Source organism: Dysgonomonas sp. 521, assembly GCF_010501055.1.
In the GTDB taxonomy this organism is placed as follows: Bacteria; Bacteroidota; Bacteroidia; order Bacteroidales; family Dysgonomonadaceae; genus Dysgonomonas.
In genome coordinates this window covers 1-23,935 of the sequence record NZ_QVMO01000077.1, presented here as the reverse complement: position 1 = coordinate 23,935, position 23,935 = coordinate 1, and the positions used below count along the sequence as shown (strand labels likewise).

General features: G+C 41.6%; 18 protein-coding genes, 1 tRNA gene and 1 pseudogene. 11 read left to right on the top strand and 9 right to left on the bottom strand.

The features are described 5' to 3' along the window. A pseudogene (locus D0T84_RS17670) lies at positions 1-1,254 on the top strand (DNA methylase); the annotation flags it as partial. Positions 1,255-1,325: 71 nt separating this feature from the next. Here the strand turns inward: D0T84_RS17670 and D0T84_RS17665 are convergent. The 4 genes from D0T84_RS17665 to D0T84_RS17650 form a co-directional block, all read right to left on the bottom strand. Then, positions 1,326-1,640 (bottom strand): helix-turn-helix domain-containing protein, encoded by a 315-nt coding sequence (locus D0T84_RS17665; RefSeq protein WP_163309184.1) that lies wholly within the window; start codon positions 1,638-1,640, stop codon positions 1,326-1,328. 2 nt (positions 1,641-1,642) lie between these two features. Beyond that, positions 1,643-1,978: a helix-turn-helix domain-containing protein gene (locus tag D0T84_RS17660; protein WP_163309183.1), complete on the bottom strand. Its 336-nt coding sequence runs from the start codon at positions 1,976-1,978 to the stop codon at positions 1,643-1,645. A 422-nt stretch (positions 1,979-2,400) separates the two neighbouring features. Beyond that, positions 2,401-3,150 (bottom strand): response regulator transcription factor, encoded by a 750-nt coding sequence (locus tag D0T84_RS23070; RefSeq protein ID WP_255495454.1) that lies wholly within the window; start codon positions 3,148-3,150, stop codon positions 2,401-2,403. Between the two features lie 21 nt (positions 3,151-3,171). Then, the gene (locus D0T84_RS17650; protein WP_163309182.1) at positions 3,172-3,966 is read right to left on the bottom strand and encodes an alpha/beta fold hydrolase; all 795 of its coding nucleotides are present in this window, start codon (positions 3,964-3,966) and stop codon (positions 3,172-3,174) included. A 374-nt stretch (positions 3,967-4,340) separates the two neighbouring features. Here D0T84_RS17650 and D0T84_RS17645 point away from each other — a divergent pair, with 374 nt between their 5' ends. The 7 genes from D0T84_RS17645 (at position 4,341) to thrC (ending at position 10,808) form a co-directional block, all read left to right on the top strand. Continuing rightward, positions 4,341-5,225: an RteC domain-containing protein gene (locus tag D0T84_RS17645; RefSeq protein ID WP_163309181.1), complete on the top strand. Its 885-nt coding sequence runs from the start codon at positions 4,341-4,343 to the stop codon at positions 5,223-5,225. Continuing rightward, the gene (locus tag D0T84_RS17640) at positions 5,222-6,979 is read left to right on the top strand and encodes a recombinase family protein (protein WP_163309180.1); all 1,758 of its coding nucleotides are present in this window, start codon (positions 5,222-5,224) and stop codon (positions 6,977-6,979) included. Before D0T84_RS17645 ends, D0T84_RS17640 begins: the two co-directional genes overlap by 4 nt. Before the next feature lie 5 nt (positions 6,980-6,984). After that, positions 6,985-7,755 carry a hypothetical protein gene (locus tag D0T84_RS17635; RefSeq protein ID WP_163309179.1) on the top strand — a complete coding sequence of 257 codons (771 nt, stop codon included), beginning with the start codon at positions 6,985-6,987 and terminating at the stop codon, positions 7,753-7,755. Then, complete coding sequence (locus D0T84_RS17630) at positions 7,755-8,204, top strand: hypothetical protein (protein WP_163309178.1); 450 nt, start codon at positions 7,755-7,757, stop codon at positions 8,202-8,204. Before D0T84_RS17635 ends, D0T84_RS17630 begins: the two co-directional genes overlap by 1 nt. Positions 8,205-8,253: 49 nt before the next feature. Further along, positions 8,254-8,799 carry a hypothetical protein gene (locus D0T84_RS17625; RefSeq protein WP_163309177.1) on the top strand — a complete coding sequence of 182 codons (546 nt, stop codon included), beginning with the start codon at positions 8,254-8,256 and terminating at the stop codon, positions 8,797-8,799. A gap of 508 nt (positions 8,800-9,307) precedes the next feature. Beyond that, positions 9,308-9,379: transfer RNA gene (locus D0T84_RS17620), tRNA-Cys, on the top strand. 130 nt (positions 9,380-9,509) lie between these two features. Beyond that, positions 9,510-10,808 carry a threonine synthase gene (gene thrC, locus D0T84_RS17615; protein ID WP_163309176.1) on the top strand — a complete coding sequence of 433 codons (1,299 nt, stop codon included), beginning with the start codon at positions 9,510-9,512 and terminating at the stop codon, positions 10,806-10,808. A gap of 63 nt (positions 10,809-10,871) precedes the next feature. Here the strand turns inward: thrC and D0T84_RS17610 are convergent, their stop codons facing one another. The 4 genes from D0T84_RS17610 to D0T84_RS17595 all read right to left on the bottom strand — a co-directional run bounded on the left by D0T84_RS17610 (position 10,872) and on the right by D0T84_RS17595 (position 15,761). Then, on the bottom strand, positions 10,872-11,033 hold the full coding sequence (locus D0T84_RS17610) for a hypothetical protein (RefSeq protein WP_163309175.1): 162 nt from the start codon (positions 11,031-11,033) through the stop codon (positions 10,872-10,874). A 32-nt stretch (positions 11,034-11,065) separates the two neighbouring features. Further along, positions 11,066-13,507 carry a bifunctional aspartate kinase/homoserine dehydrogenase I gene (thrA, locus tag D0T84_RS17605; protein WP_163309174.1) on the bottom strand — a complete coding sequence of 814 codons (2,442 nt, stop codon included), beginning with the start codon at positions 13,505-13,507 and terminating at the stop codon, positions 11,066-11,068. Continuing rightward, positions 13,504-15,072, bottom strand: a complete 1,569-nt coding sequence (locus D0T84_RS17600; protein WP_163309173.1) for a S41 family peptidase — start codon at positions 15,070-15,072, stop codon at positions 13,504-13,506. The genes thrA and D0T84_RS17600 overlap by 4 nt, the downstream gene beginning before the upstream one ends. 80 nt (positions 15,073-15,152) lie before the next feature. Further along, on the bottom strand, positions 15,153-15,761 hold the full coding sequence (locus D0T84_RS17595; protein ID WP_163309172.1) for an L-threonylcarbamoyladenylate synthase: 609 nt from the start codon (positions 15,759-15,761) through the stop codon (positions 15,153-15,155). A gap of 341 nt (positions 15,762-16,102) precedes the next feature. Here D0T84_RS17595 and D0T84_RS17590 point away from each other — a divergent pair, with 341 nt between their 5' ends. Further along, the gene (locus D0T84_RS17590) at positions 16,103-18,025 is read left to right on the top strand and encodes a DUF5036 family protein (protein ID WP_163309171.1); all 1,923 of its coding nucleotides are present in this window, start codon (positions 16,103-16,105) and stop codon (positions 18,023-18,025) included. A gap of 66 nt (positions 18,026-18,091) precedes the next feature. Here the strand turns inward: D0T84_RS17590 and D0T84_RS17585 are convergent, their stop codons facing one another. Next, complete coding sequence (locus D0T84_RS17585; RefSeq protein WP_163309170.1) at positions 18,092-18,910, bottom strand: enoyl-ACP reductase; 819 nt, start codon at positions 18,908-18,910, stop codon at positions 18,092-18,094. A 1,250-nt stretch (positions 18,911-20,160) separates the two neighbouring features. Here D0T84_RS17585 and D0T84_RS17580 point away from each other — a divergent pair. Both D0T84_RS17580 and D0T84_RS17575 read left to right on the top strand, forming a co-directional pair. Beyond that, positions 20,161-21,723, top strand: coding sequence for an FISUMP domain-containing protein (locus D0T84_RS17580; RefSeq protein WP_163309169.1), 1,563 nt, complete (start codon positions 20,161-20,163; stop codon positions 21,721-21,723). A 124-nt stretch (positions 21,724-21,847) separates the two neighbouring features. Beyond that, a complete protein-coding gene (locus D0T84_RS17575) occupies positions 21,848-23,386 on the top strand; it encodes an FISUMP domain-containing protein (RefSeq protein ID WP_163309168.1) in 1,539 nt (512 codons plus the stop codon). Positions 23,387-23,935 lie beyond the last annotated feature (549 nt).

Below are 23,935 nucleotides of genomic sequence, written 5' to 3'. Positions count from 1 at the left end.
AGAAACTTAGAATTGCTTGAGCCGTATGAGTGGAAACGCTCACGTACGGTTCTTAGGGGGGAAAGCTCCTGTAAGGGAGCTGACCTACCCGATCGGCCCTCTGACCTGGAGCAACGCGACGGACGAGGCATTCGTACAGGCAATGAAGTTGCTAAATATTACGCCGATAATAAGGTCGATGTTGTTCTCTATGCGGTTGAAAAGTCACTGGATGCTTATAAATTCGGATTGCTCCATAACAAGCAACTTTTCATCCGGCAGTTAAAGACCAACAATATGGGCGCACGTACCATTGACGAGGGTGCAATGGATGAGAAAACAGGTATGAACTTTTCCGAATATGTCGCTATTCTTTCCGGCAATACGGAATTGCTGGAGAAAGCTCGTCTGGAAAAGAAAATCACCACATTGGAAAGCGAACGGCAGGCATTTGTGAGGGGTAAATCATCCAGCCGTTACAAGTTGGATGATATTTTGCAGAAAATGGAGAAGAACAGCGGTTTGGTTGAACGCATCGGTAAAGACTTGGAGAACTTCAAAAGCCGGGTACAATTAAATGAGGACGGTTCGTATAAAAATCCTATCCAACTGGATGGCGTTCAGGGCGGCGATATTAAGTTTATCGGCAAACACCTGAATCATATTGCCGACACTGCCCGCACCGGAAATGAGTTTGATAAGATTGGCAGCTTGTATGGTTTCGACCTGCTTGTTAAAAGTGAAACCACACAGAAAGAAGGTTTTGATATGGTGCAGAACCGTTTCTATGTTCGGGGCGAGGGCGATTACCTATATCAGTACAACTACGGTAATCTTGCCTCTGATCCACGTTTGGCAGCACAGAATTTTATCAATGCACTCGGAACCATTGAACCAACGCTTGAAAAATTCCAAAAGGAGAATGAAAAACTGTCGAAAGATATTCCAACACTCAAAGAAGTGGTTGAAGGCACATGGCGCAAAGAACCGGAATTGGCTTCTTTACGGGAGGAATTTAAGGAGTTAGACCGGAAGATACAGCTTTCCCTCAAACCGATAGAAGAAAGCGAAGGGCAGCCTGTAAATGAGGTTGCAGTCGATAAAAAGCAATTCCTGGAAGATAATCACCAACCTACGCAGGGTAACGGGCAGCCTTTCATTCCTGCACGGCTTAGGGAAATAGCAGACAACTCCGGAGGGCGTGTTATTATTGGAACGGTAAGCAGCAGTCCGCCCAAAGTTGAGAACCCTGTATCCAAAGGAATTAAGCTATAAGATTAAGAGCCGCTTCGTCATCACGACGGGCGGCTCTTTCCAATTATGAACTATATTAAAACACGAAGAAATTAACCGTTTTTCTTATTCATGTTCCTAAAACTGCTGAAATGTTTTTCAATAAATCGTATAACATCGGATTCCTTATAATAGGTTTTGTGGTATATCATCTGAAAGGGTAACTCGCCGGAAGAACGGTAGCGTTGTAACGTGCGCTTGCTGACGTTTAGCATCTGGCAGAGGTCGAAGTTATCCAACAGCATATCGCCATCGGGAAGAAGTGTCCTGCTTTGCACAGTTGCGGGTGATTGCATCTTTTCGAGCTTGTCAAAACGCTCCATAATACGCCGCATCCAACCGTCGAAATGTTCCTTATCTATATACATGGTTAGTCTTTTGGTAAAGTCATCAATCCTTTGGCGGCCAATTCATCTAACGAACCCACATTGCGTTGGATGCGTTTTTCTTCCAGTAATCGCTTTATCTCCGAAATGGTATAATACGTTTTTTTACCTATTAGCGAATAGGTAATCACCCCATTACTGCGATAGCGTTGAAGGGTACGCTTACTGATTTTCAGGTAAGAGCAAACGACCTCATTATCCAGCCAGATTTCCTGTAAAGGAGGTTGCTTTGGCTCTACTTGATAGATATATTTCTCAATGGCCTCTATCCTGTCCATGAGTGCCTGAAAATCGCCCGATTTCATAATTACTATTCCCATAATCCTTTGTTTTATTGATACATGGCAAAGGTCGGCAGGATAAATTACGTGTATTCACAAGTTTAGTACACTATTTTCGGATTATTTTCTTTTGTGCTGATTATAGGGGTTTTACTGCACTATGGAAAGATATTTATTTACACGATATTGTAGTAGGAGATTGGGTATTCTCTTTCTTGGTTTTCTTATAATCAGCAGTTATATAACATATTACGTTATTAGTACATTTGTTCTTTTTTCGGTAGAAAATTCAAAAGTGGGTAAAGCTGGCTGTAATCCGCTTTTGGATATTGTAAAATCAAAAACACCCAATTGGGTATATAATGCTTTTGCTGTATACGAGTAATCGTTTAAAATAGAATGAAATATCCCGTTATTTTACTTCTGTAAAACACTCCACCAAACTCTGAGGAAGAAATATATCATAGAGTGCCATTGTTTTGTGCAAATGTTATAGCCTCGGTAATATTTTTTACGTCTAATTTTGAAAAAATATTTCGCTTATGAAATTTAACCGTATTAATGTCAATAAATAGTTTTGCAGCTATCTGCTCGTTACTATTTCCTTGGGCGGAAAGTTGCAATACTTCTTTTTCTCTTCTTGACAATGACACCACTTCCTTTTTTATCATTTTATATGTTCCGGAATAAAAATTAAAGTCTAAAGGTTCCCCGTCTAACATAATTGTTATTGCTCCGGGAGCAGTTTTAGTCGATAACGTTACTACGCATAAGGCTAACCAAAGTTGACCGGAATCGGACAGGCATATGGGTGTCATTTTATGATTTATCAAGATACTACGTTTGTCGGGTTGTATCAAACTATAATCAAAACTAAATGACATCTTTAATCTGGTCTCCACCGGGTAGCTGTGAAAAATATTGAAGACTTGCCAATTAAATAAGGACACTCGCTTTTGATCTTCCTCGGAAACCACCTTCTTGCCAAAATCATAACCCATATCCAGCACCTCTTGCCGTGTATAGCCACTCAAAAACAAAGGATTGTCAGAAACGTAGATAAACCTTTTTTTATGGGCATCTATAACGTAGAAGCTTAACTGTGTAGTTCTTGAAAACGAATCGAAAACTTTCATGTAATCATCAAGAAGCTCTGGTTTTATGTCCGAATCCTTGATTATAAACTCCTTACGTAATTCCTCAAATGTCATGTTATTCTTAAATTAATAGCATTATTTCTGAAAATTGTTGTCAATCAGATTTAACATCTCATTGATGATCAGTTCAGGCTCATCTAAATAGATAAAGTGGGAACTTTTATTGGTAACTATATGGCGAAGATTCCCGTATTTTTCTGCTAACTGGTTATTTAGTTCGAGATGAACCTTAAAAGCCATTTTGTTGAATTCTACAAACTTTTCTTCAATCGGTGTTTCTTTAATAGATGTAAATAAAAATACTGGGATGTTCAAGGGTATGGAATATTTATCATCAGATTCCAATAACTTCAACTGGAAATCAAATTCATCGGAAATACCGACAGGTGTATTATCTCTCGCGTTTATGATATTACCCACATAATCATTCCAAGCTTCCTCTTTTAGTGAACTTTTAAGCTCTTTAAAAAACAAATCATGATAGGTGTCGATCAAAAAAAGTGACTTCACTTTATTTGCATATAATTCCGCATATTTCCTAACAATATAGCCCCCGATGGAATGTCCTACTAAAATAACAGGAGTATCAATGTCGAGATTATTTATTACCGCATCAAGCTCCGCTGTCAGATAGTTGATAGACTTACTGTTAGGAACATAATCTGAATTCCCAAGCCCGCTTCGGTCATAAGAAATCACTCTGGCGTATTTTGACAAAAGTTCCTGAAAATCTTTCCATGTTTCGAGACCAAGTGTTCCTCCGGAAACTAAAACAATGGTCGCACTACCGTACCCACTATCACGATAGCTTATTTTACGTCCCTCATTTAGAAAGTACTTAATGTTATTATTTTCACTATCCTGCGCCATGATGTAATTATTGAATGTCAAAAAGACTGTAACTAAAAGGCATAATCTTCTCATACAATTTAACTCTTCTTCCTGTATCTATTTAAAATATCGTTATTCGTGATTATACAATCGAAATATTTTGCAAATATACCATGTATAGCTCAAAAAAAGTTGTCTTCATATAGCGTTTTTTCATCTCATAACGTAAAAACCACACTTTAGTGTAGCCCTCCTCTTTTCTGTTTTTAGTTAGCTTTGTGGCTAAATAACAGACATTTGGAACAAAGTACCTTATTCTTGTTTCATAAAGAGATATAGATCACATATTAAGATTGAATAACATGTTTTATTGTAGTATAGAAAAGAGACTAATAACTTAAAATATTTATGCCATGATAGATTTTGTCGAAAAACTCCAAAAAGATATTAGGCGGAAAATTGAGCAGATTGAAGCCGAGGATAAAAATATCCTGAAAAAATCGCTTGATGCCTCACACGTCCTTGGTAATGCTTTTGACCTGTTAAAAGAATTTATTATTGCATACCGATTTGAAGACGAAGCTGAAGAAATATTATTTTTCAAAGAGGTAAAACCTAAGATATTCTGTCACCTTATCTATTATCGGAAAGTTTATAATACAGAAATGCACCGCCCTGTTGCCAGTGTGGAAGCACAAAAAGAATACCTGAAAAAGAAATTAGATGTAATTCAGGATTTCAATGACAAGATATTAGACTTTTATCGATATTACCGTTCTGGAGCAACTCATCTCGATGCTGCTTATTTTGTTCGCGGGAAACCGGATACGGAGCAATATCTCGAAACGTTTTATTACGAGCGTGATCCGCAGTTTTCTACTAACGCAGATTTTAAAGCTGCTAAGATTATTGCAAACGACATGTTGCAGGCATATCTTCTTTCGGAACTGGAATCGTTGGATAACTATATGCAGAAACCCAGCAATACTTCTTTTCCAAAAGTAAAACTTAGCTGGACGGGAAGCAAAACCGACCTTATCGAACTAATCTACGCATTAGATACCGAAGGCTGTTTCAACAATGGGAAAGTGCCACTAATACAAATTGCCGCTTATTTCGAAAGTATATTCAATATAGACCTCGGCAACAATATCGCCCGGAATTTTTATGATATGCGTATCCGCAATCAGCCCACACCATTCCTTGACCGTCTGCGAGAAGAAATACGCAAACGGATGGAGAACTTTAAGCCGGGCGGAAAGAAAAAAGATAAGGATAAGGATAAAGACAGCCTATGAGTAATAACCTAACAACTAAAAAAGCATCATTCGGAACTCCAGAGCAAAAGGGAAATGTGACGATTTATCCCGCAGTTCCTGCCGAAGCACGGAGGCTGGCACGCGGACAGAAGATGCGTGCGGCTGCCTATGTGCGTGTTTCTACCGATTCTGCTGGTCAAGAGACCTCGCTTATTCTGCAAAAAGAATACTACGAAACGTATATCCAAAACAAACCGGATTATGAGTTTGCAGGGATATATGAGGACGATGGGATTACCGCTACCAGCGTAGAAAAAAGGAAAGGGTTTCTAAAAATGATGGAGGATTGCCAAGCCGGGAAAATAGACATTATCCTGACAAAGAGCATTTCACGGTTTGCAAGAAACACCGGCGATTTATTGTACTATGTGAATATGTTGAATGCTCTTAATCCACCGGTTGAAATTTATTTCGAGACAGATAGGATGTCCACTTTTGGAACATCCGGCGAGACGATCATTACACTTCTTGGCTTGTTTGCTCAAGAAGAATCACGCGCTAAAAGCGAAGCCGTCACGTGGGCGGTAGATAACCTTTTTGCGCAAGGAAAGTATTATGCTTTCCCCATTCTCGGATTTGACAAAGAAAAGGGGCGTGAAAATCCACTTATTATAAACAAAGAAGAAGCCAAAACCGTAAGACTTTGCTATGCAATGACCGTTCTGGGGTATTCATTTGGCGAAATAGCACAAACATTGAATATGCTTGGTCTTAAAAGCAAACTGGGCAATGTGCGCTGGAAAGCAAATGGTGTCATTGCCTTATTGTCTAATGAAAAAAATGCAGGAGATTTGAGAGCCAGAAAGACGGTAACGATAAACTACAAAACACATAAATCCAAAAAGAACGAGGGAGAAAAAGACCAGTATTATGCCACAGGGCATCACGAAGCAATCGTTCCGCCGTTGGCATACGATATTGCACTCCGAATAATAAAAAACAGAAATGGCAACTCTAAAGGAATACCTTTACTTAAAGCTGTTGCAGAAGGCGCGTTAAAAGGTTTTGTGGTTGTCAGTAAAAATGTGCGAGGCTATTTGTTGGACGATTATTCGGAAGTATCATATTCTGTATATGAAGAAGACGAATCTAAAGAAATCAGCATCCTTGCCGATAAAGCAAGCATATTCGATTTAAGAACTTACGATATAGTTTCGACTATTTCCTTTGATGACCGAACAAAACCGTCTTGCTCGATAAAAGGCAATAAGATTATCTTCAATTCAGCTTGCCGAAAAGCACTCGGAACGGATAAAGCGGAAATTTTGTTTCATCCGTCGCAAGCGATTCTGGCACTTCGAACTACTATCAGCGAAGTTCCTGCTGAATATATCAATGAAGTATCAATTGCGAAACCTGTCCATCTCTCACATTTTGCTCCCATCGCCTTAGAATCCGCAAGACTTGCGCCTGAATACCGATACCGCATATATGGTACACGGAGAACGAAAAACGGTGAGTACATTATGCTTTTCGATTTGCAAAACGCAGAAATAATACCCTCTAAAAAAGACACATACATATTGCCCGATAAATATGTTGGACGCTATGGCAATGGCTATTATGAAAACATTGCCGCCTGCGGTTTACACAAGATTGATATTGATGGTCTTTGGCAGGCATTGCACGAGAGTAGACCGACTGATTCGCTTGCAGGGCAGATAGTCGAACTTACGGAATTTTGCCAGAAAAGTTTGGCAGAGTTTGATTTATTGAAGAATATAACACCATGAATGATATGCAGAAAAACCTTTTTAACCCTGATAACGACAATGTTGCGAGTAATAACGAAAGCGCAGAAAATCGGTCGCAAGAAACTTACACTAAACCCGTATTGGACGGTAAGATTTCCTATATCGAACGAGAAGTTGATCGGTTTGATTATGACGGTTACGAGGTCGTTCGACGGGAATTGTTCTCGAAAGCAAATTGCCCGGCTGTTACTTTGAAATATGGTTCAGTTAATTTCAATGCTCGCGCAATCCGAAAACTCGATGAGTGCCGATTTATTCAAATCCTGATAAACTCTAAAAAGAAGCTGATGATTGCTAAACCTTGCATGGAGGACGAGAAAGATTCAGTGCAATGGAGTAAGATAGATAAGAAAGGTAAGGTAGGGACAAGGAAGATTACCGGCAAGGTTTTTACCGCACAGCTTTTTGATGATATGAAATGGAACATTAATACGACTATCAAAGTGTTAGGCACATTGCTTACCTGTAAAGGAGAGAAGATATTCGTATTTGACCTCATCAATGCAGAAGCTTACCTGAGTGTTTCGGCACCCAGCCCTGATAATCCGAAACGTCGCGAACGTGTTCCGTTCCTACCGCAGCATTGGCAGGGGAACTACGGACAAACCTACGAGGAAAGTAAAGTTGAGATAGTAAAGACTTTTGAGGATGTACCTGAAGGGTTTGTGAAAATTACACTTCCGCAAATGCCGTCTAAGAAGCAAGCGGAAGATAAAGTCGATTCAAACGAAAATAAAAATGAGGAGGCAAATTAATGGAAGATTATAGAAGCATACCTGATTCTGAGCTGACATACGGTAAAGACTGCCCGTATATTGATATACAATGGGAAAAAGGTAGAATTTTCATTTCTAATGCTGTATTTCGCCTAATCGGTAAACCAAGCGGAATACGTTTTTTGTGGAATGCCGGTAAGCGTTCAATTATAATTGAACCTACGAGTATTGATGATCCGGACGGTTTTCCGGTAATCGGGGCAACATACGCTAAATACGGCTCATTGCAAATAGGTTGCTCTACGCTTATACGCGAAATCTGGCCTGTGGTTGACTGGGATAAAACGCTACGCTTTAGGATTGTGCCTAAATACAACGAACAGTCCAACGTGGCGATATTTGAGTTAAAAGATGCTATTGCTTCTGAAATCCCCAGAAACAGACGAGGAGGCAGACCGCAAAAACCGCCTAAAACTGAGAGCAAATGATATGTATGGATTTTCTGAAAAACAAAATACAAATTAAACATCAAGGTATATGAAAAGAGTATTATTGTTGCCATTGTTCGCACTGTTACTCTCCTGTGGAGGTACTACAAGCAAATATGAAAAGCTGATTGCCGATGTTGTGCAAACAGACAAAGGTGTAAAAATCGACCTTAATTTTAAGGCTGACAAACTGGAAGAAATCAGGCAGGTAAGCATTGCCGACAGTATCAAAATTATTACCGATAGTTTTAATGCTGAAAAGGATAAACAACTGGCATCACTTGATAAAACAATCAGCGTATTTAATGCAAACATCGAAAAGGCAAAGGCTGCCAGCAGACCATCGCAAGTGATGATAGACTCTTATCAGTCCAGTATCGACAAAACTAACAAACAGATTGATGCGCTTAGAAAAAGTATTCCAGAAGGGCTTGCAAAGTATGAGAATAGGGATGCAAACGATATTTTGGTGATTGTCGTTCGCTGTACTTACACTATTGACGAAGCAATAGCAAATAAGAGGGCAACAGAAACATTCGATTTTTTTCTTTCACCGGACGGAACAATATGTTATTCCCAGAAAAGAGTAAAATAATAATTTTCCCGTAAAGTCCCAAAACACAAAAGGTTTTCCAACTCGGGAAACCTTTTGTGTTTATTATAGTCGAAAGAAACCATTTCAATCCTTTGCTAATTAGTATGGAAATTCTATCTTTGTAAACAGATAACAGAGTTATTTGAAAGCATGAAAAACTAAGTGTATCTAAGCACTTTATACTTACTTATCTACTGCCCGTTTCATGCGAGATTCTTCAAAAGTTGCTGATAGTCAATTAAATATTCTCAGACTACCACAAAGATAAAGAATATCTGAAAAGTAAAGATATACAGGCAGACTATTTTCTGTATAATAAAGGGGCTCATAAGAATCACTGATAGCCATAAGAATATATCATCAATAAATTATTTATATTTTCAAATAACAGAAAATAATCCTTATTTTTATGGATTAAATTTATCTTATAAGTAACATTTGACTACGCTTCGTTCCGTCGATTTTCAATTCAATTGTCACTTTACTGTTTACTGAAAAGGAACTCTCTCAAGTGGTAGCTTAAATGGAAGAGCGCCGATAGCAAAATCGGAGGATATGGGTTCAAGCCCCATCCACTTGACTATTTACAAAACAGAAGGGATGACGGCAACTATTTGATATAATATAGGTTAATTCATTAAATAAAAGTTCTTTTAGTTGATTTTTCTCTTTCATTTTATTATTTTCGCGACTCAAATGTTTTAATGAATATGAAATATTACAGTACAAACAAACAATCTGCGGATGTAAGCCTGCAGGAAGCGGTAGTAAAAGGGCTGGCTCCCGACAAGGGATTATATATGCCTGAAAAGATAAAGGTATTGCCTCAATCATTCTATGATAATATCGGCAATATGAGCTTTCAGGAAATAGCGTATATTGTAGCCGATGCCTTCTTTGGAGAAGATATAGAAGCAGATACGCTCAAACAGATTGTATATGATACGCTGAACTTTGACACACCTGTTGTGCATGTAAACGACAATATATACAGCCTGGAGCTGTTCCACGGCCCTACCCTTGCCTTCAAGGATGTTGGCGGACGCTTTATGGCACGCCTGCTGGGATACTTTATCCGGAAGCAGGGGCAAAAGGATGTAAAGGTGCTGGTAGCAACTTCCGGGGATACTGGGAGTGCCGTTGCCAACGGATTTCTGGGTGTTGACGGAATCCATGTGTATGTATTATACCCGAAAGGAAAAGTAAGCGCTATACAGGAATGCCAGTTTACCACATTGGGACAGAACATTACGGCTATCGAAGTAGACGGTACATTCGACGACTGCCAGGCTCTAGTCAAGACTGCCTTTCTGGATGATGAACTGAACAGCAAGTTGAACCTTACATCAGCTAACTCTATCAATGTAGCGCGGTTCCTGCCACAGGCATTTTATTATTTCTATGCTTATGCCCAGCTGGTAAGGCAGGGGAAGGCTCAGAATGTCGTTTTTTGCGTCCCTAGTGGCAACTTCGGCAACATTACGGCCGGACTTATCGCCAAACGTATGGGATTGCCTGTAAAGCGATTTATTGCAGCCAATAACAGCAACGACATTTTCTACGAATACCTGCAAACAGGGGAATACAACCCGCGCCCGTCTGTACAGACTATCGCCAATGCAATGGATGTGGGCGACCCGAGCAACTTTGTGCGCATACTCGACCTGTATGGCAAATCGGTAGAAGAGATAAGGAAAGATATTTTGGGTGAATGGTATAACGATGAGGAAATCAGAGAGATAGTAAAAAATACCTTCGACCGGACAGGCTATCTGCTCGATCCTCACGGGGCATGCGGCTATCAGGTATTGAAGGAGCAACTTGAAGCTGATGAAACGGGTATCTTTCTGGAAACGGCGCATCCAGCCAAGTTTCTGGAAACAGTAGAGTCCATCATAGGCAAGAAGGTAGATATACCCGAAAAGCTACAAGCCTTTATGAAAGGAGAGAAACAGAGTATAGAGATAGGTAATAGTTTCGATGAATTTAAGGGATTGTTGCTCAATTAAATAAAAAAGAGGATGTGTTGAAAGTGCAACACATCCTCTTTTGTTTTTTTGATTGTTCCCTAATCAGGCGGCTATTGTTTGTTTTTGGGTCAGGGTTGTTTTGTATATCACTGATTCTATTGTTATTATATCGCGACCCCGGTTCTGATGGTTGAGTTCATCGATACATTTACCCAGAAGTTCCGAATCAATAGGGAAGGGAGTTTCATCATTATCATTGAGCATCTTTCTATTTATAAGTAGATTAAGAGGACTCTTTACCTCACATTGGCTATACTGATAATATCGGAGAATACCCCGGCAGCCGTAACGCTTGCGCCGGCACCATATCCCTTTATTATCATTGGATATTCATTGTACCGTTCGGTCGTTATCTGGATGATATTGTTGCTGCCCTCCAGGTCGTAAAACGGATGATTTTGTCCTACCTCTTCTAATCCTACTTCACAGTTTCCCCGTTCATATTTGGCTACGAAGCGCAGGCGCTTATGCTCGTTTTCCAGTTTTTCGCGTCTTTCTTCAAAGATGGCGTCCTGTTCCCTTATGTTTGCCCAGAATTCTTCTATTGTACCGTCAAAGTATTCTTGCGGGATAAAGAGGTTCTTACTTACATCGGATTGCTCTACACGGTAGCCTGCCTCACGGGTAAGTATTACCAGTTTTCTTATAACGTCCATTCCGCTGAGGTCGATACGTGGGTCAGGTTCGGAGAATCCGCTTTCCTTTGCCATATAGATTGCCTTGCTGAAAGGTATATCGGCGCTGATCGTATTGAAAATAAAATTCAGGGTTCCCGATAGTACCGCTTCTATCTTTACGATTTTATCTCCCGAATTAACGAGGGAGTTCATCGTGTTTATAATTGGTAATCCTGCCCCTACGTTTGTTTCGAACAGGAATTTTATATTCCTTTCACGGGCAGTATTTTTCAGCTTCGCATAACTATCGTATGCCGAAGATGCCGCCACTTTGTTTGCGGTAACTACTGAAATACTGTGCGACAGAAGGTCGTCGTATATACGGGCTACATCTTCGCTTGCGGTGCAATCTACAAATACGGCATTGAATATATTCATATTCAGGATGCCGTCCTTTAGGATGTCGGGCGAACTTGGGATACCTTTTTCATCCAGTTCTTCTTTGTATCTGTTCAGATTAATGCCTTCGCGACAGAAAAGGGCTTTTCTTCCACGGGCTATTCCTACAACGTTCAGTTTTAAGCCATATTGCTGCATTAGTTTTGGTTGTTGCTGTCTTATCTGTTCGATGAGGTTTCCGCCTACAGTGCCTATACCTACAATGAAAAGGTTCAGCACTTTATAATCTGACAGGAAGAACGAATCGTGGATAGAGTTCAGGGCTTTGCGTAAGTGCTTGTTCTTGATGACAAAGGATATATTTACCTCGGAAGCTCCCTGCGCACAGGCAATGACGCTGATACCGCTTTTGCCCAGTGTTTCGAACAGGCGCCCCGCGATACCCGGTGTATATTTCATGTTTTCGCCGACAATAGCGACTGTGGCTAAGTCGGTTTCCAACTGTACACGGTTGATGCTTCCCAGTGCGATTTCCTTCGCAAACTCCTCTTCGAGTACATGGACTGCCAGATCGGCGTCGGCCGTACGCACCCCGATAGATGTACTGTTCTCTGATGATGCCTGCGATACTAAAAACACGCTGATACCGTTATTTGCAAGTGCCCTGAATATGCGGTAGTTTACTCCGATGATACCTACCATACCGAGCCCAAGCACAGTGATAAGGCATGTGTCGGATATGGAAGAAATTCCTTTTATCATTGCCTTGCCTTTCTTTATATCCCCATCGTGTGAGATATAGGTGCCCGGCGACTCCGGTTTGAAGGTATTTTTAATGCGGATAGGTATATTCTTATGATATACAGGGAAAATTGTCGGCGGATAAATGATCTTAGCCCCGAAGTTACAAAGTTCGGTAGCTTCGGTAAATGTGAGGTTTTCAATCACATGCGCCCCATTAATGACTTTAGGGTCGGCAGACATGAAGCCGTCTACATCCGACCATATCTCCAGGATATTGGCATCGAGGGCAGACGCGAATATGGCTGCGGTATAATCCGAGCCTCCACGCCCTAAGTTTGTGATTTCTCCGGTGGTCTTGCATGTGGATATATATCCGGCAACCAGAACCCTTTTTGAGGAATTATCGAAAGCATTGCGAATCAGCTTGTGTGATAATTCCATGTCGGGAATATGTTTTCCGAATGTAGAATCCGTCTTTACAAGCTGGGTTACATCCAGATATTGAAAGTCTGAAAAGGCATAGCTTATAATAAGGGACGACAGGCGTTCGCCATAACTGACGATCTTGTCGGAGGTTTTGGCTGACAGGTCGTTGATGAGGAATACACCCTTGAAGATGTTGCTAAGTTCTTCGAGCAGTTTATTTGTCTCTGCTTCCAGTTTGTAGCGTTGTTCCCCTGCGATATCCAGCTTGGCGACAACAGTAATATGCTGTTCGACAATTTCCCTGAATTCGCGTTCGTAGGAATAATCGCCAGCCGCTGCAAGGCTGGAGGTCAGCAACAGCTTATCTGTAATTCCCTTAAAGGCTGAAACGACTACTACAACGGGTTCTTCTACCGCGCTTATTATCTTTTTTACATTTGCTATATTAGCGGCGGAACCTACGGATGTGCCGCCGAATTTCAATACTTTCATTCGTTGTTAGATTCTTCTGATTTACGTAGTTTCGAGAATTTATCCTGATCGATAATGATTCTCTGCAAGTGTTCTTTATATTTGATGTTAGGTACTTGAGTTGCCGCGCGGCTCGATTTTACCGATTTGGTTTTTTTCGCACGGGGTGTACCTGTTATCTGAGCGATGGCCTCGGCCAGTAATGGCTCGGATGGGTCGCCCAGTTCGGTAAGGCCGCCTATCCATGCTGATAAAAGCGGAACCACTATGTCTACCTTATTCCCATCATCGTCATAGTAGTACCAACCAGACTGCATTGTGTAGCCTTCCGCCCATTCGGATACTTCCGAGTCAGGGACTAATCCGTTGATATAATTACCTTCTCCGTTGGCATCGGTCAATCGCGAGATGATAGGCTGTAACTGCCATTTGATTCTTTCGTTATCCGATTTTACGGTCATCGAGGCTTTGTCTTTACCTACAGTAGTCTCTCCAATCTGGTAAACTGTCATATACGGCTTTAAGCCATGTATAATCAATTCGCTGGCAGAAGCAGTGTAATTGGAAGTAAGTACATACAGCTTCGAAAGGGAAAGTTTGGGGATACTTAGGTTTGTGCCATATACCTTGTCCAGAAAATACTCATTCAGAGCATCTTTTCCATATTTACTGATAATAGAATCCTGAAAAGAGGTATTGTATTCTTCTTTTGCAAAAATATTGCTTGTTTTCCTGTTGGGTACCAATGCGCTGGCCAAGTCCATAGCTGATGTGAGGTAGCCTCCGGGATTGTAACGCAGGTCAAGCACAAAATCGGTAATTCCCTGGCTGTTCAGCGCGCTGATGCTTTCTATCAGTTCTATATCATATTCGTAGTTATCCAGATCATTTTCATCAGGTCCTCTTTCAAATCCGGTGTATGCCAGATAGCCTATTTTGGTTCCGGGAATAACCTTGCTGATAAACACGGGAGATTTTTTAGTTTCGTTCGCCTGTATTGTTTTCAGTGTTACCTGTTTACCCTGATTGTTGTATACCGACAGGTCTAACGATGTAACACCCTGAAGGATTGTCTCATAATTGCTACTGGTTATATCTGTTTTGTTTACTTGATATATTACCTGTCCTCTTTTCAGTCCTTTAGCTTCGGCGTCAGAGCCCGGATATACATAAAGTACAAATAAGCCGAGGGAACTGGATTTTGCATTATCATCAGGAGCGTATGACCTTGGCAGATACTCGAATCCCAGATTTGCTTCGGCAAGAAGAGCCTTTGTTTTTTTTGAAGTATCTTCTTCTATCCACGAAAAGCGATCGCCGTTTACATTTCCGTATCTGTAGAGGATACTATAGAAAAATGTTTCAGGATCTTTTGTATAATCCGGAGAAGCAGGTACCTTGGTATTCCACAAATAGAGGCTTTGCATTTTTCGGTATGCCCATTTATTCGTGAGTTCGGTATCGGTCAGCTCACCTGTTCCTGTAGGAGGATTTTCCGGATCTTTTCCATCATCGTTGCTGCTGTCGTTGCAAGCTGCCAGAGTCAGCATGAATATTGGTAATAGAAATATAAATTTTACTTTCATAAATATTTTTATAATGGGTATGATGTAGAATTTTGTCTACAAAATACCATGTTTTGCAAATATATGTATTTAATAGTTCTTCACAAAATTAATTCGCCTTTGCCCTGGCGTATAATCTCATGTTCTTCTTCTGTACAGTCTACAACGGTAGAACCTTCGATGCCACCGTAGCCACCATCAATCACAACGTCTACAGTATCCTGATATTTTTCATAAATCAGTTCGGGATCTGTTGTGTATTCAATTACTTCGTCTTCGTCTTTTATGGAGGTAGTCATTATGGGATTCCCTAAATTATAAACGAGTTCGCGGATAATATTATTATCAGGAATACGTATTCCGACTGTCTTTTTATTTTTATATATCTTGGGTAAAGATGATGTTGTATTCAGTATAAAGGTAAAAGGCCCGGGCAGATTCTTTTTCATCAGTTTAAATGTAGCGTTGTCTACCTTGGCGTATTCGCTGATATTGCTCAGGTCGTAGCAAATGATGGACAGGTTGCTTTTTGCGGGATTAATGTTCTTTATTTTACATATTTCCTCCACAGCCCGCACATTAAGGGCATCGCAGCCTATGGCATAGACCGTGTCGGTAGGGTAGATAATCAACCCTCCGTCCTGCAGGATTGATACTATCTTGTCAATCTCTTTCTGATTCGGATTTTCGTCGTACAATTTTACAAGCATATCGGCTAGTATATTTATAGGAATCAAAAGTAGTCATTTATATGAAAATTCTATATATTTGTAGAACAAACCCGTAAATATTTAAGTTATAAGAGAAAACAAAGAACTGAATTAACATATTAAAGAAAAGCGTTAGCTTTTATTCTTGTATTCGAAACTTAGGAAATTTCAAATGCACCAAGAGTAAGTAGTCGACGCTCACGCTGTCTATAAATCGGCGTGGGCTTACTTATTTGGTGCAAAGGTATCCTAAGACCTCGAATACGAATATAGTTAAAGTCCCACGCTTTTTTATTTGTAATCGCTTCTTAGGGACTTGCGGCAACAATATATGTGATATTATGAAAAAGAGATTTTCAATTTTAATGCGGACTTTACTTGTGTTTTGTTTAGTGTTTGCTGTTAGCTGTGGTGGTGATGATGGAGAGGATGGTGTTATTGACCCGGATAAAAGTGTTGCTGATCCGGAGGGAACGGTAGCCCTGTCGATGCGTAGTTCTGGAAACGGTAATACTTATCTATCACCACCCGAATGTTCTGGCTCGGTCTACATAGGAAGTGATGATAATTTTAACGGCTCTAGCTGGGAATTTTCCAGAATGACGGAAATGAAAGGATTAGGAAATATAACGAGTATACCGGGCTCGAACTGGGCTAGTGAGGTAGCTGTTACTCCCGGGTACGGTTATGTTGCTGTGAATGTAAATACAAGCGGCAATCGGGTAACCTATATGAGGATGTATATTATGGATTATATTGTGAGTACAGCAGGGGGCATAATTGGTGCAGAAGTAAAGTATCAGGTTCCCTTTAATGGCAATGCAACAAAAATGACCATAACGAAAGATGATGATAATGTATTTACTGTTACGCCGGCTGTATCGTGGAGTGTAAGCAGCGATGCTGCATGGTGCAAGGTAAATGTGATATCAAAGAATACATTTAAGATGACGTTGGATGATAAGGCTGCTTATGAAGGAAAAGAAGCTACAATAACCGTAAAGAGCGAGGGCTTGGAAGATGTAACGTATAAGGTTTCTCAGACGCCATTTATAACTGTTTCGGAGAGTACTTTTGATAGCCCTAATACTTCAAATAATAAATATTTTTCAATAAGTTCAAATATTACATGGGAAGCGGCTAGCAGCCAGGAATGGTGTAAGATTACCTATGCATCAGGGAATACGGGAACCTCTCAATTATCGTTGAATATTGAGGAGAACTTTCCGGGAAAGGCTGTCAGAGAAGCTATTATAACTTTAAAAGGAAAAGGGGATCAAGCTTCTGTAGAGTCAAAAATAACGATAAAGCAAGCGGCTGGAGATAAACCAGCAATAACTTTAGAGAAAGAGCTCTTGGAAGTAGCGAATACTTCTTCATCTAATTATATATACCTTGCATCAAATATTCCTTGGACTGCCACCAGTGATAAGGATTGGTGTACCATAAGTCCTGTGTCTGGGAATGGAAATACAAATACAAATCTGACAGTAAGCATTTCAGCCAACACAACGGAGACAAAGAGAGAGGCGATAATAACAGTTAAAGGAAGTGGAGATTATTCGTCTACAGAATCAAAACTTAAAATAACGCAAGAGGCCTTTTACTTTGGCGGAGGATCGGGCTCAGCTGCAAATCCATACCAGATAAAAACGGCCCAGCATTTAGATAATATGAGGAAATCCGGATCTGGATATTTTATATTAATGAATAATATTGATTTGAAATCTTTCTTGCAAAGTAAGGTTAACGGATGGGAACCTATAACTATTAATAATACAAATTCTCTTTATTTAGATGGTAAGGGATATAAAATAACCGGAATTTGGATCAATTCTTCAGCCCAAAATGTGGGTTTGTTTGGAAGCGGTTCAGTAAATGTTAGTAATTTGAATATCGAAATTGCTAGTGGTAAAAGTATTACTGGAAGCAATACAAATATTACTTCAAATACATATGTTGGAGGAATTATAGGACTAGGAAGTGGATATATTCGTAATTGTTCTGTAAAAGGGGCTGTGCATGCCTATAGTCTGGAAAGTCAAATTGTATATGTTGGTGCTATTACCGGATACAATTCTGGGTCTAAGATGTCAAATTGCACATCATCAGGAAGTGTGTCTGGCAAAGGCTATAATGTATTTGCAGGCGGTATTGGCGGCTATCTTTATGCTCCTTCCAATTGTTCTTCTACCGCGACCGTCAGTGCAGAGGCTTCGAAGGATAAATATGTTGGACAAATTACAGGAAATTTGGGTTATTAGATAAATGTAAAGAGCATCCCAGTCGACAGGATGCTCTTTTTTACCTTTAGTCCCCCCTTAGGAGGCTTACTTCTTCTCGATATAATCTTCAACAATTGCCTGAGTAAGCCCCATATTGGAGAATCCTCCATCGTGGAACAGGTTTTGCATGGTTACCATGCGCGTCAGGTCAGAGAACATGACGATACAATAGTCAGCACACGATTCCGCGCTGGCATTACCCAGTGGCGACATTTTTTCGGCAAAATCAAAGAATGCGTCCATTCCTCCGATACCTTGTCCGGCAGTAGTCAGCGTAGGCGACTGTGAAATTGTATTCACACGCACTTTCTTATCGCGTCCGTATACGTAACCAAAACTGCGTCCGAATGATTCAAGCAATGCCTTCGCATCAGCCATATCGTTATATCCTGTGAATGTACGTTGAGCAGCAATATGAGTAAGCGCCAGCACAGAGCCCCCTTCAGCTATCGCGTCAAGTTTTTTTGCCACCTGCATCATCTTGTGGAAAGAAATAGCTGAGATATCCAGAGTTTTGTCAAGAAATCCGTAATCGAGGTCGTCATATTCTCTTCCTTTGCGGAGGTTGAGCGACATACCGATGGAGTGAAGGACGAAGTCTATTTTGCCGCCTAGCGCTTCCATTGACTGAACGAATACTTGCTCAAGGTCTTCCACGCTTGTTGCATCGGCAGCTATAACTTTTGCATTTAGTTTTTCGCTTAAGGCCTTAGTTTCGCCCATTCTTACGGCTATGGGTGTATTTGAAAGTGTGATTGTAGCACCTTGCTCTACAGCTTTTTCCGCTACTTTCCATGCAATTGACTTTTCATTTAAAGCTCCGAAGACAATTCCTCTTTTACCTTTTAATAAATTGTTACTCATATCTATATTTTATTTATTGATTATTAGCTATTTATAAAAATAAGATGATAGCTTTTAATAATTTATCGCACAAAAATAGTAAAAATGTGCAATAATATACCCCGATTTGATTTAATTTTATGGAATTCGTTAAAAAAGTAGTCCTTCATGCACAGCAAGTGACAAAAAATAGAAACTTGTCCTTACCGTCCGCTTTTAATGCTAAGATGTGTATTTTGAGTAATTGCTGTCCCCTATAAGATTTTGCTTACATTTGCTACTTGTTAAAGCAAAAAAAGAGTCCGTCTCTTTATAAGTGACAGACAACCTGTTGAACTTATGACTGCAAATATAGGGCATCTCACCCTTTAATTTATTGCTTATTTCCGCACAATTATTATCCAATCACGCCTAAATGCCCGTTTTTTAAGATTTTTTTAGTATCTGCAAACACTCATTTTTCTCGCAACTTTTTCCTTGTAAGGTGCTTATTTACAGGTGTTTTACAAATGTTTTACAAATGGCTTAACGGAAAGTCGGATTTTTCTCTTTAAATTCGCTTGTATTTTATTGATATACAGATTATTATTCGGTGTCGATGGCGGCAAATCACTACTTTTTTGTTTGACAAATGTTGCACAAAGCTTTTTTGTTTCATTTTTCACTCTTGTAGCTATCTGATATACAGTCAATTGCATGGCGCATTTTCTGCTGTCTGTCACTTATAAAGAGACAGACTCGAAAACCCATCAGGAGACACTTCTTGTTTTTTGGCAAGAAGGCATATAAAGACGGTAGAAACGAAGCAAATAACAAATGTATTCACAACTACATTTCTATAGGAATATAGTATATCGCTATATACACAAAGGTCATATATCGTGCCCATCCGGTATATGTCCGGGAATGGGTATTTGCCTTTTTANAAAAGAAATAACAAATATAATTAAAAATCTAACATCCGGGGAGGGAACATCCGTATTGTCTTGTTTGTCTTCAACGTTATCTTATTTGTCTTCAATCGGTCTTTTACCGCTTGTGAAAGTCGTAAAAGAATACCTCCCCGTAATACACCCCCTCCTGCCTCCCCCAATAGGGGAGGTAGCGCGAGGCGGTCAAACCACCCCAGTCCCTGCAAGCGGTCAATACAAATCAAATTTAATTATAATAAACAAAACCTCTGCTTCTGAGGGTATTATTCATCTTTCCATCTCTCCTGTCTCCTCCCCTTTTGGGGGAGGCCGGGAGGGGGTGGCTTATAAACTACTTTTATGAAAACAACCAAGACACAAAACAAGCCGGCACGTAGTAAGCCCTTATGGCGGCAGGCAGCAGCCTTTCTAGCCTTGTTGCTGCTCGCGGCAGGAGCGGCAGCCCAGGTGACTATCGGGGCGGGGACGCCTCCACAGCCATTCTCTATCATGGAGATCATCTCCAATCAAAAGAGAGGCCTGCGCATGGCTCACCTGACTACCGACCAGCGCAACAGTATCACCACCTCCGCCTTCAAGGCCAACGCCGAAGCCAAAGGCCTGACCATCTACAATACGACTACCAACTGCATGGAGTTTTGGAGCGGCAGCAAATGGATCTCCACCTGTCAGGGCGAACCCTTCTCCATCCCTGCTACCGAAGGCGATGGCACATTCACCGGCAAGGTATGCTTCGACCTTGCACAGGGCAACGATGCCACCGGATACTGCGCCCCGCTGACCAGCCGCACAGCCAAAAAGGCCGATTTCAGCCTGACTACCGAGCAAGACCCCGCCATACAGACAGGGACAACGCCCTATACGGGAAACGCAACCCCTTACTCAGGCGTGCAGGTCTACACCTTTACCCCCCCGGCTGCCGTGAGCAACGTACGCTTCGGCTATGTAGACCCATCGGGCAAGGTGGTGGCAGGTATGGAGCCCAAAGCCGACTACAGTGGCAATAACATCTCTACTGCCTGCAAAGTGGCGGTAACCTACAAACCAACGCTGAACGATGACCTAAAAGGGCGGACTACTATTTATGCCCTGAAGACCGACCTGTATGTAGTCTACAACGATGCGGCGGACGGCACAGGCACAGATAAGTACCTGAAACTGGACATTACCCTGAGCGACTGCGCCTGCTGCGGAGCGATGGCGATCCCCTTCACCGGTAACCAGTCGCAGCTACAATGGCAAGCCTTTATGTGCTACAACCTGGGCGCCGACCAGAAGCTCGACCCCTTCACCTGGAAGTCGGACGGAAGAGATGTTGACAACGATATCAAAGGCTACCTGTACCAGTGGGGACGCCAAAGTGACGGGCATGAGAAACGCACTAGTTATGTAATCACATATCCAACACCAGCTACCAATAATCAAGCTACAGCTCCTGCTGAAGTGATAGGTAATTTTATAACAACCGATTCTTATACAAAGGATTGGCGCGATGGAGGTGAGGAAACTTCCCGTTGGGGTAATGGTACACAAAATGCCATAATGCCCAAGAGCAAAAACGATCCATGCCCTCCAGGCTGGAAAGTACCAACTCCACACCAGTGGGCTTCGATTTTCAGTGGAGATGGTGTGACTATTGGATTAATTAGTGCTGCAATAGCCAATATGTGGACTTGGTCCGACATTGGTGGCTGTATGGTTGGTGAAAATCTTTATTTACCAGGAGCAGACTTCCGTCTATGTTTGCAGGGCGATATCTTTAGTTCGTATAATGGTTACTACTGGAGTAGTACAGTTAATGGAGTGCAAGCGAATAATTTCCGTGTAATGTCAAATATTATTATAACAAAAGAGTCGAATTGCCGAGCTAACGCTTACTCCGTCCGTTGCGTGTTGGAATAAGCCCCTTCCGTTACCGTCCTTCGGGGTTGCACCCCCGAAGTTCTTACTATCAGGATTTGTAATCCCCCTACAGTAGAATATAAAATTTTATCATATACAGTCAATACTTAAAGAAATTAAAAATATGAAAACCAGTAAATTACTAAAACTTACAGTTGCAACCATCCTGTTATGCATGGGCACGAATACCTATGCGCAGGTGACCGTAGGCAGCAACAAAGCACCCGAAACCTTCTCGGCGCTCGAACTGATCTCGAACCAGAAAGCCGGCCTGCGCATGGCTCAGATGACTACCGCGAAGCGCAATGAAATGACTACCAACTTTGTTGGCACAGCCGAAGAAGAACTAGCCAAAGGACTGATTATCTACAATACGACCACCAACTGTATGGAGTTTTGGAGCGGCAGCAAATGGATCTCCACCTGCGATGGCGAACCCTTTACCATCCCTGCTACCGAAGGCGAAGGCACATTCACCGGCAAGGTATGCTTCGACCTGGCACAGGGCAACGATGCCACCGGCTACTGCGCCCCACTGACCAGCCGCACAGCCAAAAAGGCCGATTTCGGCCTGATTACCGAGCAAGACCCCGCCATACAGGCAGGGACAACGCCTTACACAGGAAACGCAACGCCTTACTCAGGCGTGCAGGTCTACACCTTTACCCCCTCGGCTGCCGTGAGCAATGTACGCTTCGGCTATGTAGACCCATCGGGCAAGGTGGTGGCAGGTATGGAGCCCAAAGCCGACTACAGTGGCAAAGACATCTCTACTGCCTGCAAAGTGGCGGTAACCTACAAACCAACGCTGAACGATGACCTAAAAGGGCGGACAACAATTTATGCCCTGAAGGCCGACCTGTATGTAGTCTACAACGATGCGGCGGACGGCACAGGCACAGATAAGTACCTGAAACTGGATATTACCCTGAGCGACTGCGCCTGCTGCGGGGCGATGGCGATCCCCTTCACCGGTAACCAGTCGCAGCTGCAATGGCAATCCTTTATGTGCTACAACCTGGGTGCCGACCAGAAGCTCGACCCCTTCACCTGGAAGTCGGACGGTGACGATGTAGACAACGATATCAAAGGCTACCTGTACCAGTGGGGACGCCAAAGTGACGGACATGAGAAACGTGCCAGCGAGACAACAACTACATTGGCTACCAATATTCAGGCTACAGCACCTGCTGATGTGGTAGGTAAGTTTATATTGGTAGGCAGTAGTGCTGAGAAGGACTGGTTGGCTGGAGGTGAAGAAAACTCCCGTTGGGGTGATGGCACACAGAATGCCGTGATGCCTAAAGCCAATAGCGACCCTTGCCCTCCCGGGTGGAAAGTGCCAACTACAGAACAATGGGAAGCTATTTACCGCAGTGGACCTGGTAGCCCCGAACAAGCCATAGCTAACAAATGGATCTGGACAGGCACAACGGTTATTACTGAAGGTGGTTTTATGATTGGTGAGAGCCTTTATTTGCCTGCGGCTGGAATTAGAGATGGCGGTCTTCCCCTTGTTGAGACTACAGGATCCTATTGGACGACAAACAAGCATACTGATAACAAACTAGAAATCAGACTAAACTTTACGCATGATATTATTTTTGCTAGATACTGGAGTACTCGAGATACGGGCCTTTCCGTCCGTTGCATACTGGAATAAGTCCTCTCGTCCTTCGGCGTTTGCAACCCCGAAGTTTTTACTATCAGGATTTGTAATCCGGCAAAAAAACAGGCTGTCACTTTTTATAGTACAGCCTGTTGTTTTTTCGTAGAAAATTGTCTTATATAAAGCGTTCTTTTATATAATCAGAGGAAAAAGGTAACAGAGAAAAGTAATGAAAAAAGTGTCACTATTGTCACTTTTTGCAGTACAAGTCCGCGAAGCGGGCTAATATGGATAACCACGGGTAAAACCCGTGGCAATAGCCGAAAGGAATAGACCGTCTCCGTAGGAGGCGAATGAGACTGGTTTTCGCTATTTGCCTCCTACGGAGACATTGTCTTTCAGTCAGTCCCTGGAGGGTGTGTCAAAACTAAGAAATTGACGCATCCTCTTTCTTTTTGTGGGATTTATCTTCTTTCTTTTTTACGCTGCCCATTTTGCTTGGTTCATGGTAAGCCTTCGGTCTGCCTCATCTTTTACAAGATTTATATAGTTTTTACCTTTACGGAGAGATTTAACGATAAATTAAGGAGCCATCAGTTTATG

Coding starts and splice junctions, on each gene's coding strand:
- D0T84_RS17580 (WP_163309169.1), top strand. CDS start 20,161: ATGAAAACAACCAAGACACAAAACAAGCCGGCACGTAGTAAGCCCTTA.
- thrC (WP_163309176.1), top strand. CDS start 9,510: ATGAAATATTACAGTACAAACAAACAATCTGCGGATGTAAGCCTGCAG.
- D0T84_RS17600 (WP_163309173.1), bottom strand. CDS start 15,072: ATGAAAGTAAAATTTATATTTCTATTACCAATATTCATGCTGACTCTG.
- D0T84_RS17610 (WP_163309175.1), bottom strand. CDS start 11,033: ATGCTCAATGATAATGATGAAACTCCCTTCCCTATTGATTCGGAACTT.
- D0T84_RS17590 (WP_163309171.1), top strand. CDS start 16,103: ATGAAAAAGAGATTTTCAATTTTAATGCGGACTTTACTTGTGTTTTGT.
- D0T84_RS17640 (WP_163309180.1), top strand. CDS start 5,222: ATGAGTAATAACCTAACAACTAAAAAAGCATCATTCGGAACTCCAGAG.
- D0T84_RS17595 (WP_163309172.1), bottom strand. CDS start 15,761: ATGCTTGTAAAATTGTACGACGAAAATCCGAATCAGAAAGAGATTGAC.
- D0T84_RS17625 (WP_163309177.1), top strand. CDS start 8,254: ATGAAAAGAGTATTATTGTTGCCATTGTTCGCACTGTTACTCTCCTGT.
- D0T84_RS17645 (WP_163309181.1), top strand. CDS start 4,341: ATGATAGATTTTGTCGAAAAACTCCAAAAAGATATTAGGCGGAAAATT.
- D0T84_RS17665 (WP_163309184.1), bottom strand. CDS start 1,640: ATGTATATAGATAAGGAACATTTCGACGGTTGGATGCGGCGTATTATG.
- D0T84_RS17650 (WP_163309182.1), bottom strand. CDS start 3,966: ATGGCGCAGGATAGTGAAAATAATAACATTAAGTACTTTCTAAATGAG.
- D0T84_RS23070 (WP_255495454.1), bottom strand. CDS start 3,150: ATGACATTTGAGGAATTACGTAAGGAGTTTATAATCAAGGATTCGGAC.
- D0T84_RS17630 (WP_163309178.1), top strand. CDS start 7,755: ATGGAAGATTATAGAAGCATACCTGATTCTGAGCTGACATACGGTAAA.
- D0T84_RS17575 (WP_163309168.1), top strand. CDS start 21,848: ATGAAAACCAGTAAATTACTAAAACTTACAGTTGCAACCATCCTGTTA.
- D0T84_RS17585 (WP_163309170.1), bottom strand. CDS start 18,910: ATGAGTAACAATTTATTAAAAGGTAAAAGAGGAATTGTCTTCGGAGCT.
- D0T84_RS17635 (WP_163309179.1), top strand. CDS start 6,985: ATGCAGAAAAACCTTTTTAACCCTGATAACGACAATGTTGCGAGTAAT.
- D0T84_RS17660 (WP_163309183.1), bottom strand. CDS start 1,978: ATGGGAATAGTAATTATGAAATCGGGCGATTTTCAGGCACTCATGGAC.
- thrA (WP_163309174.1), bottom strand. CDS start 13,507: ATGAAAGTATTGAAATTCGGCGGCACATCCGTAGGTTCCGCCGCTAAT.